The 12,518-nt window shown below is 48.2% G+C and carries 11 protein-coding genes; all 11 read left to right on the top strand.

What is annotated here, in order from left to right:
• The first annotated feature begins 282 nt into the window (after window positions 1-282).
• The 11 genes from AM231_RS12140 to AM231_RS12090 all read left to right on the top strand — a co-directional run bounded on the left by AM231_RS12140 (window position 283) and on the right by AM231_RS12090 (window position 12,359).
• The gene (locus AM231_RS12140) at window positions 283-519 is read left to right on the top strand and encodes an indolepyruvate ferredoxin oxidoreductase subunit alpha (RefSeq protein ID WP_015736133.1); all 237 of its coding nucleotides are present in this window, start codon (window positions 283-285) and stop codon (window positions 517-519) included.
• 812 nt (window positions 520-1,331) lie between these two features.
• The gene (locus AM231_RS12135; RefSeq protein WP_053492842.1) at window positions 1,332-2,492 is read left to right on the top strand and encodes an ROK family transcriptional regulator; all 1,161 of its coding nucleotides are present in this window, start codon (window positions 1,332-1,334) and stop codon (window positions 2,490-2,492) included.
• A gap of 29 nt (window positions 2,493-2,521) precedes the next feature.
• Window positions 2,522-3,526: an asparaginase gene (locus AM231_RS12130; protein ID WP_054402826.1), complete on the top strand. Its 1,005-nt coding sequence runs from the start codon at window positions 2,522-2,524 to the stop codon at window positions 3,524-3,526.
• Window positions 3,527-3,613: 87 nt separating this feature from the next.
• Window positions 3,614-5,200, top strand: a complete 1,587-nt coding sequence (locus tag AM231_RS12125) for a glutathione ABC transporter substrate-binding protein (protein WP_054402825.1) — start codon at window positions 3,614-3,616, stop codon at window positions 5,198-5,200.
• 115 nt (window positions 5,201-5,315) lie between these two features.
• Entirely contained in the window at window positions 5,316-6,242 is a 927-nt protein-coding gene (locus AM231_RS12120) for an ABC transporter permease subunit (RefSeq protein ID WP_053492845.1), read from the top strand.
• A gap of 12 nt (window positions 6,243-6,254) precedes the next feature.
• Window positions 6,255-7,163, top strand: coding sequence for an ABC transporter permease (locus tag AM231_RS12115; protein ID WP_054402824.1), 909 nt, complete (start codon window positions 6,255-6,257; stop codon window positions 7,161-7,163).
• A 15-nt stretch (window positions 7,164-7,178) separates the two neighbouring features.
• Window positions 7,179-8,183 (top strand): ABC transporter ATP-binding protein, encoded by a 1,005-nt coding sequence (locus tag AM231_RS12110; protein ID WP_054402823.1) that lies wholly within the window; start codon window positions 7,179-7,181, stop codon window positions 8,181-8,183.
• Window positions 8,180-9,169, top strand: a complete 990-nt coding sequence (locus AM231_RS12105) for an ABC transporter ATP-binding protein (protein WP_053492848.1) — start codon at window positions 8,180-8,182, stop codon at window positions 9,167-9,169. Before AM231_RS12110 ends, AM231_RS12105 begins: the two co-directional genes overlap by 4 nt.
• Before the next feature lie 41 nt (window positions 9,170-9,210).
• The gene (locus tag AM231_RS12100; protein WP_054402822.1) at window positions 9,211-10,665 is read left to right on the top strand and encodes a leucyl aminopeptidase family protein; all 1,455 of its coding nucleotides are present in this window, start codon (window positions 9,211-9,213) and stop codon (window positions 10,663-10,665) included.
• Window positions 10,666-10,683: 18 nt separating this feature from the next.
• Entirely contained in the window at window positions 10,684-11,370 is a 687-nt protein-coding gene (locus tag AM231_RS12095; protein ID WP_053492850.1) for a copper homeostasis protein CutC, read from the top strand.
• Window positions 11,371-11,417: 47 nt separating this feature from the next.
• Entirely contained in the window at window positions 11,418-12,359 is a 942-nt protein-coding gene (locus AM231_RS12090) for an ROK family protein (protein WP_242615132.1), read from the top strand.
• The last annotated feature ends 159 nt before the right edge of the window (window positions 12,360-12,518 follow it).

Here is a 12,518-nt window from a genome sequence, read left to right as displayed (position 1 = left end):
AATCACCGCCTTGATTCTCGATGAATCTCTCATTTATAACAAAAAAGTTTAAAAAGCAATATGTCTCATCTTATGTCTTTACCTACCATAAGTCAACCGAAATGGCTGATTTATGAACCGTCATAACAAGGTTTATTGACAAGTGGGAAGATTAACCACATAATTATTATATATTGTAGTATAAAAAGTATACAAATCCAAATGATCTGAGATGTCATGCTTTTATGAATGGGGAGTTTGGTTAAAAGAAACACGATTATAATTAGGAAGGTGGAATTGCGGATGTATGTTATCGGCTCAGCTTGTATTGAAGAGAAGGCGGGAGAATGCGTAGATGTATGCCCTGTTGATTGTATAGAAGAAGGGGATGACCAGTTCTACATTGATACTGATATTTGTATCTCCTGTGGTGCTTGCGAAGCTGCTTGCCCCGTCGCAGCCATTTTTTATTTTGAAGATCTGCCGGAAGACCAGAAGCATTACTTTGATAAAGCGGTTGAATATTACAAAAATAAGTAGGGCGCTGCGGTTCGAGTCTAGCGAGCGCTTCGGTTTGAGCCTATCGGGCGCTCCGGTTTGAGTCTATCCGCTCTGTTGTCCGTCCGTTTCTCGAATGGAAATAGGCAAGGTAGAAACGGACTCCCAAAGGATCGGCTATCCTCAAACCTCCGCTGGTGATGATTTAAAAGACTAAAGATAAGAGACTGAAAAGATTAAAAGATTTAAGAAATGAGAAGAAGATAGAAAGCTTATAATTAGAAGAATAAAAGATTATATTTTGTGATCACATATATAGAAGCAAAGATAATTAGTCGAACTAAGAGAGCCTCAAGCAGAAGAGCTGGTGCATAAAAAAATATTTCTTAATACATAAGCCATCCGGGATGATCGAGGGCAACCTCGAATTTTGTTCTCGGGTGGTTTAATTATATCTACCCTTTAAAGCCATCTTGGATGAAGAATGTTCCATTCATTCTTTTCCGGGGTGGCTTTATTGTTGTTTTGCAATGGCGTTGTTATCTACATTTTAGGAGATGTGATGTCATGTCCATGTCATGTTGTACGTGTTGGACGGTCATTTGTTTTCATGCAGGAGATAGAATTTCTTTCGCAAAAAATTGAAATGCTTACATTTCCATAAGCAAAAAAATAATATTTAAATGTGTCATATATATTGACACTTTTATAAAACGCGTTTTATTATTAATATCACTGGAGAATAAAATTCATAAAAATGATAAAAATCACTGTTTTTTGATGATTGTAGATCTTTTCAATTGGTAAAATGATCTATTTAATCTACTGGTGAAATTAATTAGGGGATGTCTTTCATGAAAAAGCATGATCAAGACTTTATGAAGCGGCAGAACAGACTCACAGTATTTCAAATCATCAAGAATGAACAGCCGATTTCAAGAGCAGTTATTGCCAAACAGACGGGAATGAGTCCAACCACCATCAGTCGCATCGTATCGGAGCTGACAGAAGAGGGTTACGTACACGAAAAAGAAGAACAAGCTTCCACAGGTCGTGGAAGGAAATCTTCTCTTATCGAGCTGCTGGATACAGCGGTGATCTCGATCGGCATTGAGCTGGATCGTTATCAAGTCCATATTGGATTTATCGATGTACAAGGAAATGTGTTATGCAGCGGCAGTTGTCCCAGAGCTTCGAATGATACGGCGGAGGTCACGATTGCCCGGATAGCAGACACCATCGAAGCGCTCATCTTGGATTGCGATATTGATCGCAGACGGGTTGTGGGAATTGGTGTAGGTCTGCCAGGAATTATCGATGTTGACGCAGGTATTGTTAAATTCTCAGTACAGCTTGGCTGGAAGAATGTACGCCTATCCGAGAGACTCAAGGAATTAACAGGTCTACAAACGGTCGTAGATAATGAGCTGAAGGTGAAGGCACTGGCAGAACAGTTGAAGGGCTCGGCATACGGCTCCAACCGGACCGTTCTGCTCGGCTTCGGTAACGGTGTCGGTTCTGCGCTCATCTTGGATGGGGAGATTTACCGTGGAGTAACCAACAGTGCCGGGGAAATCGGACATACGACAGTAGACCCTGAAGGTATGATGTGTGACTGCGGCAAAGCAGGATGTCTTCAAACTTATATTAATATACCGTCACTGTTGTCAGAAGCCAGCAAGATCAAACCTATTCATTCGATTGAAGAACTGTTTGCGGAGAGACGGAATGGAACGCGATGGGCGAACTATCTAATCGACAGAGCTCTTGCCTATATGGCGATTACGATTAATAACGTCGTCAGCATGTACAATCCGGACAGTGTCATTCTAAGCGGCGAGATTCTGGACAAGTTTCCTGAAGTATATGAAGAGATTACGAATTTGTGTTATTCGCAGTACATATGGGAACCGCTGCATGACTCCTTTACGATTGTCCGCTCCAAGCTTCATGAGCATGGCGTTGTTATCGGATCGGGACTAGTAGCCCAGGACCTATATTTTCAATTGAATTAAATTCATCAGGAGAACGGAGGATCATCATCATGGGATTTGTACCATTAGTAGAGGAATATCGCGGAAATGTACTGGAGAACATCCACTACGGAGCGATCAGCGTTGTAGATGAGAAAGGACAGGTGCTTTATGCTGCGGGTGATCCACATCACATGACTTTCCTGCGATCAGCGGCTAAACCGTTCCAGGCAATCCCTGTCATGAAACGCCGTATTGACGAAGTGTACGGACTTACCGGGGAAGAAACAGCATTGTTTGCAGCTTCCCACCGTGGTGAACGTTTCCACATTGACGCATTGGAGTCTATTTTGAGAAAGACCGGCATTCGGGAAGAAGCGCTTCATTGCTGCGCAACATACCCACTCAACGAGGATGCCAAAGCAGAACGCCACCGGGACCATGAGGAGAAGCGTCGAATCTTCCACAATTGCTCTGGTAAGCATAGCGGCTTAATTGCCCTCTGCAAGTATATGGGCTGGGATGAGGACACATATTACAAGCCGGAGCATCCGGTCCAGAAAGAGATTATCGAGACGCTGGCATATTTTGCTGAAGTGCCGGTATCCTCGATCCCGCAAGGCATTGATGGCTGCGGGCTTCCCATCTTCGCGCTTCCTCTTGACCGTATCGGCTATTCTTTCCTCAAGCTGGCTTGCCCTGATTTGATCAAGGATGCAGAGACAGCAGATGCAGCTGCCCGAATGGCCAAGCTGATGAATGAGTATCCAGATATCATCGCAGATACGAAATTTGTATGCTCTGCCTTGCTTCGCGATCACAACCTGGTTGCCAAGGGCGGTGCTAAAGGGGTATATGGTATCGGTCTGCGTAAAGAACGTCTGGCAATCTCGCTTAAAGTCTCTGACGGCTCGGAGCAAGTATGGCCTTGCATCATCGCCTCTATTCTGGAGCGACTGGGCTATAGCGATCAAGCGACGATTGATCGATTGTATGAACTTGTCCCTAATGAAATCTTGAATGATGGCGGTACGCTCGTTGGAGAACGAAAAGCCGTTTACGAATGGAATGCTTAAGCTGTGAGGAACTCAAGGCTGTAGGCAGAATGCTGAAGCGGCGAGTGAATCTATAGATACTTACACATCAAAGGGGGAAAATCAACCATGAGATTCAAAGGTAGAACATGGTCACTGCTCATGCTGCTGCTCGCATTTACGATTGTTGCTGCAGGCTGTGGAAACAGCGGAGGCGGCAAAGGTGCAAGTGAAGGCGGCGGGGAATCCAAGCCGGTAACGAAGAACAATAAAGATATTGTCATTGCGATTAACGCCAACTTCATTACACTGGATCCTCACAATGCGGGCGATACGCATTCCATTTCCGGAGCTCGCACGATGTACGAAGGTTTGATGGGCTTCAACGATAAGATGGAACTTGTTCCTGTATTGGCTGAAGACTACACCATCAGTGATGACGGACTGACGTATACATTCAATCTGCGCAAGAACGTTAAGTTTCATGACGGAACAGAATTCAATGCTGAAGCCGTAAAAATCAATATGGAACGCATCATGAATGAAGAGAATAACCTGCGGATGCGTAAGAGCTTCGCGACCGTTGCCGATGTTCAAGCACCGGACGAGCACACGGTTGTGTTCACCCTTAGCCAACCATATAACGCTTTCTTGAATAAAGCAGCCATGGCACTGATGATCAGTCCGAAGGCGCTTAAGGAAAGCGCGGATATCACGAAAGATCCTGTGGGTACAGGAGCTTACAAGTTCAAAGAGTGGGTTCAAGGCGACCGTCTGGTCGTAGTGAAGAACGAAGAATATTGGCAAGAAGGACTGCCGAAGGTAGACAGCATTACATTCAAACCGGTACCGGAGAACGGTTCCCGTATTGCGATGCTGAAAACAGGCGAAGCGGATTTCATCTATCCTATGCCGACCGAACAAGTATCTGATGTGGAAGGCGATTCCAATATCGTCATCGACAAAATCGATTCCACTATCGTTCGTTATGTCACGCTCAATACAATGAAGAAGCCATATGATGATCTCAAAGTTCGCCAAGCGATCAACTATGCTATCGATAAGGATGCTTACATTAAAGTTGTTAAATCCGGATTGGGTTCGAAACTGACTTCATCCATGTCCTCCATGACACAGTACTATTCTGAGCAATCCGGTTATGATTATGATGTGGAGAAAGCGAAATCCCTTCTGGCAGAGGCTGGGTATCCGGACGGATTTGAAGCCGAGCTGTGGGGCGAGAACGATTCCGAATCGATCAAAGGCATGCAGTTCTTTGCACAGCAGCTGGCTCTTGTTGGAATCAAAGTCGATGTGAAATCGATGGAAGGTGCAACCTTGTCCGACCAGATCAACTCGGCTACGCCAGAAAATGCAAAAATTCAAATGTGGTATGTAAGCTGGTCCCCATCATCAGGCGATGCTGACGGCGCAACAAAAGGTCTGTTCAGCAGTGAGTTCTTCCCGCCAGCTGGTGCCAATACGGCTTATTACAAGAACGACAATGTAGACCAATGGATCAAGGATGCCAACGCATCCGTGAAAGCTGAAGATGCTAACGAAATTTATGCCAACATCCAAAAACAAATCTGGGAAGATGCTCCATGGGCATTCCTGGGTGTAGATCAGGTTATCACAGGCAAACGTGCTTATCTGGAAGGTGTTAAGGCATTGCCGGACGGATCGATCAGCGTGATCGACGCAGAAGTGAAATAATCAGGCAGCGAAGAGCTTGCTAAACGTATACCTTGTGGTGGGCCGCCTCTTGAATCATTAAGGAAGCGGCCCGTCTTATTTTAATAAGCTGGCATGTTGAAAGGAGGCACATCCTTTGGGAAGATATGCAATTCAAAGGCTGCTGGGTGTTATCCCGCTGTTGTTTGTTGTATCCATCCTTGTATTTATGTTTATTCACCTGATTCCTGGAGATCCGGCACGATTAGTTGCAGGTAAGGATGCCACCCTTGAGGAGATCAACGGGATTCGAGAGCAGCTGGGCTTGAACTTGCCGTTATGGCAGCAGTATGTGAACTACATGGGTGATCTGTTGAAGGGTGACTTGGGTGTATCCGTTACTTCTGGTCTGCCGGTGACGGACATGCTGGCAAGCCGATTTCTTCCGACCATTATACTGACCTTTACAAGTCTTGGTTGGGCTCTGGTCATTGGTCTTGTCATTGGTATCATATCTGCCGTCAATCGCGGTAAATGGCCAGACTATATCGGGATGTTGACTGCGATATCCGGTATTTCTCTGCCGGGCTTCTGGCTGGGACTCGTACTTATTCAAATTTTCTCCGTCGAGCTGGGATGGTTCCCGACAGGCGGCGTCGATAGCTGGCAATCCTATATCCTTCCTTCCTTTACATTGGGAGCCGGGATTATGTCCATGCTGGCCAGGTATTCCCGTACTTCAATGCTGGAGACCATGCGTGAGGATTATGTCCGGACGGGACGTGCGAAGGGTCTGCGAGAATTCGTCGTAGTCGGAAGACACGCGCTCCGCAACTCCTTGATCCAGGTTGTAACCGTCGCCGGGCTGCAGTTCGGCTTCTTGCTGGGCGGTTCGGTTATGGTTGAGACGGTATTCAGTATTCCCGGCATGGGTCGTCTTTTGATAGATTCGATTGGATTCCGCGATTATACCGTTATTCAAGCACTGCTGCTTCTGTTCGCAGCCGAATTTATCTTGATAAACCTGATTGTTGATTTACTGTACGGTGTACTGAATCCAAAAATCCGGTATGCATCGAAATAGGAGGGGGAAGCCATGAGTGATAATTCAACAGTGACGGTCCATTCCTCCGTACCGGAGGATACGCTTGCAAAGAGTCCGGCAACGGGTAAATTTAGAGCGTTTATGTCCAAATTTATGAAGCAAAAGCTTGCCGTTATATCTAGCGGATTTATTCTATTATTGTTAGTGCTCGCGGTAATTGGACCGCATATCGTTCCGTATCCGCCGAATGAGCCGAATTATGATGCAATGATGCAAGGCCCATCGGCTGCCCACTGGGCAGGTACGGACGAGTATGGCCGTGACATTCTGAGCCGTTTGATTGATGGAACCAGATTGACGATGGTGGTCAGCCTAAGCGCCGTATTTATCTCCGCATTTCTTGGAACGATTCTCGGCCTGATCAGCGGTTACTATGGCGGATGGATTGATCGTCTCATTATGCGGGGCAGCGACGTGATGTTCTCGTTCCCGGACCTGCTGCTTGCGATCGGCATCGTGGCGATCCTGGGACCGGGCTTATCCAATGTCGTTATCGCGGTTGCCGTCTTCGGCACACCGTCCTTTGCCAGAATCATACGAAGTGTGACGCTCTCTTCCAAGGAGTCTCTATATGTAGAAGCTGCGAGATCGATGGGGGCCAAACATAACCGGATAATATGGAAGCATATTTTCCCTGAGACGATACCGAGCATCATTGTCAACGTATCGATGAGAATCGGCGGCGCTATTCTGGCAGCTTCATCCTTAAGCTTCCTCGGACTTGGAGCGAAGGCTACGGAACCGGACTGGGGCGCCATGCTTAGTATGGGACGCGATTACTTGAGTATTGCACCTCATATTGTGTACTACCCGGGCTTATTAATATTCCTGACCGTGCTTGCATTCAACCTGATCGGTGACGGACTGAACGATGCCCTGGATCCGAAAACGAAAAACTAGTAGGGGGGATAGATCGTGACGCAAACATTGCTTGAAGTAAAAGGTCTTAAAACCGAATTCAAACGCGATGGATCATCAGTGCTTGCCGTAGCTGGAGTCGACTTTCACATCAATAAAGGCGAAGTGCTTGGGCTCGTGGGTGAATCCGGTTGTGGCAAAAGCGTGACCTCCCTGTCCATCATGAGGCTGCTTAAAGATACGCCCGGCAGAATTTCCGGAGGCTCAGTAAGCTTTGAGGGCAAGGATCTTGTGCAAATGTCGGAAAAAGAAATGCGCCGCTATCGCGGAAACGAGCTGGCTATGATCTTCCAGGAGCCGATGACCTCGCTGAATCCGGTTCTTCGTATCGGCAAACAGCTGGAAGAGTCGATTATGCTTCATTTGAGTTACAGCCGGAAGAAGGCGCGCCAGCATGCTATCGATTCTCTTAAGCTTGTAGGCATTCCGAGAGCGGATGAGGTCGTGGATGACTATCCGCATCAATTGTCAGGGGGAATGCGGCAGCGGGTTATGATCGCGATGGCGATGTCCTGCAATCCGAAGCTGCTGATTGCCGATGAACCCACCACCGCCCTGGATGTTACAATTCAGGCTCAAATCTTGGACTTGATGAATCGTCTGAAGACAGAGCAAGAAATGGGTATGCTGCTTATTACGCATGACCTTGGGGTCGTGGCTGAAATGTGCGACCGGGTGGTCGTTATGTATGCGGGCCGAGTTGTGGAAGAGGCAACGGTGGAAGAGCTATTTGAGAATCCTCAGCATCCGTATACGAAGGGACTTATCAGTTCGGTGCCGAAGCTTAGACAAAAGGTACGCCGTTTGGAGTCCATCCCAGGTAATGTGCCGGATTTACGGAATATGCCAAAAGGTTGTAAATTCGCTCCACGATGTCCGTATGTGATGGAGCAGTGCTTATCGCAAGAGCCGGAGCTTCTTCCGGTAGCACATGATGAGCAGCGTAAGAGCCGCTGCTGGCTGACACAAGAAGGTCACTCGAAGGGAGGAGAAACCGCATGAACGAAACGCCTTTATTAGAAGTAAAGAATTTGCAGAAATCATTCACGATAAAAAAAGGTTTCTTCGGTACGACCAAGCAGCTTCGCGCCGTGGACGGAATCTCCTTCGCCATCCATAAGGGTGAAACCTTCAGCCTGGTTGGCGAAAGCGGCTGCGGTAAATCGACGACCGGACGTTTGGTGACCCGTCTATTGACACCCAACAGCGGCGAGGTTCTTTTTAATGGGACTGATATCAGTGGATACAATGAGAATCAGATGCGTCCGCTGCGTAAAAATATGCAGATGGTCTTCCAGGATCCTTATGCTTCCCTGAATCCGAGGATGAAGGTTAAGGAGCTGGTAGCCGAGCCGCTGCTTATTCATACCAAGTTGAGTACCAAGGAGCGGGACAAGCTGGCTTGCGAGCTGCTGGAGACGGTAGGCTTAAACAGCTTTCACGCTGAGCGTTATGCCCATGAATTCAGCGGCGGACAGCGTCAGCGGATCGGGATCGCAAGAGCCTTGTCCGTTCGTCCAAATCTGATTGTTGCTGATGAGCCTGTATCGGCTCTGGATGTGTCTATCCAATCTCAGGTGCTGAACCTGCTGCAGGATCTTCAGGAAGAATACGGGCTAACTTATCTGTTCATTTCTCACGATCTCAGCGTCGTTGAGCATATAAGCGACCGGATCGGCGTTATGTATTTGGGCGCATTGGTGGAGACGGCTGATAAAGATACACTCTATGAACGTCCACTGCATCCATATACACAGGCACTTCTGTCTTCGGTGCCCGTACCGGATCCAAAGCAGAAGAAGGAGCGGATCATTCTGACAGGGGATCTGCCGAGTCCGGTAAATCCGCCAACAGGCTGCCGTTTCCATACTCGTTGTCCTTCCTGCATGGAAGTATGCAAGCAGATTACCCCTGTTTTCCGTGAGATTGAGCCGGGACATCAGGTAGCTTGCCATTTATATGACGAAGAGATCATGAAAAAAGCTTAACAGGCTCTTGGATGGTCTGATGAAGAAGGGAAGCGCTCGAAATGAAAATAACAATCGATGAAGCTCATTCGATGGAAACTTCGATTTATGCGGTATATGAGGGCGAAGAGACACCATTCCGCTTAAAGGACTCCCGGAAGAAAAGCCAGGTGTTGACATGGTTTTATGGCCGAACGGATGACGAAACCGACGATCTCATTGCCGGTATGGGACAGCGATCGAACTTGACGTCTGAGCAAGTTCGCAGAACAAGTGCAGCAGCGGCAAGAACGCTGCTTAAGGAAAATAAATCAAGCGCAGTGCTGATCCGCACTTCAGCCGCTCTTGGCGCATCTTCCATTTCCGTGGCGGATGAGTTTCAGGCTTGGGTTGAGGGCTGGATATATGGTCTCTATCAATTCAATAAGCATCGAGGGGTTACGGCCAATGTGCAAACCGTATCCTTAAATTTTCGACAGGACGATTGGCAGGGTCTATCCCGTGAAGATATGGAAACCATGATGGAATCGGCGAAGAAGCGGATCGAAGGGACACAGCTCACTAGAGATTTGGTGAATGAGTCGCCGGAAACATTAAATCCGGAAGCGTTCGTTGCGGTTGTTGAGGAACGTTTCAAGAAGGCGCCCGTTCAGCTTCATGTATACCGTGGTCAAGAGCTTGTTGATCGGCAGATGAGCGGATTGCTCGCTGTGGGTGCTGGCAGCAAATACGAGCCCGCCATGATTGAGTTATCTTATAATGGAATGAACTCCGTTAACGAGGGTCCTCATATTGTGCTCATCGGCAAAGGCGTAACCTTTGATATGGGCGGCATGAACGTGAAGATTGGCAGAGACATCAGCGATGCCCGCATGGATATGGGAGGCGCTGCAGCCGTCGTAGGTGCTATGGATATCCTGGTGTCCCAAAAGGCGAAGGTTCGCGTTACAGCATTAATCGCCGTTGCCGATAATTTGTCGGGGCCCGATGCCATGCTTCCTTCATCCGTTATTCATTATCCGAACGGTCTTAGTGTACAGGTCGCGAATACGGACGGTGAAGGACGATTGATCATTGCAGATGCACTGCTGCACGCGGCCAATCTGGGCGCAGATAAAGTGATTGATATCGCTACGCTGACAGGCAATGTCGGTGCCGCGCTGGGCTTGGAAATTGCGGGTATCTGGGGTGATCAGCAAATAACGTCTGATCTGGTTGAGATCGGCGAGCGTAATGGCGAGCGATTATGGCCTATGCCGCTGATGGACGAGTACGGTTCGGAGCTTAAGAGTGATTATGCAGATTTGAGAAATGTCGGTACTTCAACGCTGGCAGGGGCCATTACGGCAGCGCTGTTCATCCGTCATTTTGTAGCGGATTCGATGAAATGGGTGCATATCGATATGGCAGGCACGGTGCAGTATAAGCGTGAGTTTCCTCACTCTGCAGCCGGGGCTACCGGATATGGAGCCCGATTGCTGGCGGATTATGTGGAGAAGCAGTTTCACCATGCTTAAAAATAAGGAGTGACGATGATGCTGCTAGAAATTATCGCAACCTGCGTGGAAGATGCTATCACGGCAGAGAAGAATGGCGCAGACCGTCTGGAATTGATCACGGCGATAACCGAAGGTGGGCTTACACCAGGGATCGGCCTAGTTAAAGAGGTAGTAAAAGCCGTATCGATCCCAGTTCATGTCATGGTAAGGCCTCACAGCAGATCCTTTGTATACAGCTCCCATGACATAGCCACGATGATTGCCGAGATCAAGGCGATTCGCGAGGCTGGAGCCGCTGGTGTCGTACTGGGGATGCTGACAGCAGAAGGAAAGATTGACGAGGCATCGCTGGCTAAAATGCTGGAATGGACCGGCGCTATGCAAGTGACATTCCATCGGGCTTTTGATGAGCTGGAGGATCAGTTCGAAGGACTGCGCACATTGCAGAAGTATCCGGCAGTCACCCGCATTTTGACTTCAGGCGGCCCGCAACCTGCACCGCAGGCTATTCCTAGAATACGGGAGCTTGTGGAACAGTCTGCAGGCAGCGGTCTTAAAATATTGGCCGGCAATGGATTGAAATGGGAAATTATTCACGATTTTATAAACCAAACGGGTGTGGGCGAAGTGCATTTTGGCTCCGCCGTTCGGTATGGTCGGTCAGGACTGAAGCCAATCGATCCGGTTGAGCTGCGATCACTGGCTGACAGCATACATCAATAGAAGTAGCAAACCTATCGGAAACAGGTGAACATTAATTGCAAACCGTATTGAATAAACAACAAGAATTTGTGGTTGGCGTTGACCTTGGGGGGACGAAGATCGCAGCAGCGCTCTTTGATTCGGAGGGACAGCTGCTGAACCGAGAGCAGATGGAGACTGCAGGTGCAAAGACTGCGGAAGAAGTAGTTGACCGAATTACATCCATGATCCGCAGAGTATCTGACGGCCGACTGCTGCGAGGGATTGGTATGGCTTCACCAGGAACGGTTAACAGCCGTGATGGCATCGTCATTCACGGAACGAATCTGCCGGAGTGGTCTCATGTTCCTCTCAAAGCTTGGATGGAACGTGATCTGCATACCGAGGTCCAGGTGCTGAATGACGCGAATGCAGCGGCCTGGGGAGAGTATGTCAGAGGTGCTGGCAGGGGATCAACGAACATGGTATACGTGACGTTCAGCACGGGGATCGGTTCAGGCATTGTCCTGGATGGCAAGTTGTTCCTCGGCAGCAATTCCTTTGCCGGCGAGCTTGGACATCATATTATAGATCCGAGCGGTCCGCGTTGCAATTGCGGCAGCCATGGCTGCTGGGAAGTGTTTGCTTCAGGGACAGCCATTGGCCTTGCAGCATCCGAGCGGATGCTTACACAGTCCAGCATCATGTCTGAGCTGGCTGCTGGAGAACCCGGCGTAAGCGCCAAGCATGTATTTGAAGCAAAACGTCTTAACGATCCTGTTGCAGTGGAGGTCATCGACCGTGCCATTTATTACATGGCGCTAGGATTAGTTAACGTCATACACAGCTTTAACCCAGATCGTATTGTCATTGGCGGGGGTGTCAGCAGAGCAGGTGATTTGCTATTCCCGCAGTTAAAGGAAATGACAGACAAGCTGGTCATGCCATCCTATTTAGGGACATATGAACTGGTACCTGCGGAACTGCGGGACGATGTGGGTCTGGTAGGGGCCGCTGCCTTGTTTCAATAGATAACGTACAGAGAAGGTTACAGTTAGGCATTCGTACGTTCTTGTTATCCATTTGAAAAGTGACAAAAAAGCCGCCCTCTAATGAAGTGACCCCCAAAAGTTAGACACGGTTATTTCATTAGGCAGCTTTCTCAAAATGAGTTCGGTACTGTACCGGAC

It is taken from the genome of Paenibacillus solani (genome assembly GCF_001277345.1).
Classification (GTDB): domain Bacteria; phylum Bacillota; class Bacilli; order Paenibacillales; family Paenibacillaceae; genus Paenibacillus_AQ; species Paenibacillus_AQ solani.
This window is presented reverse-complemented; position numbering and strand designations above follow the sequence as displayed.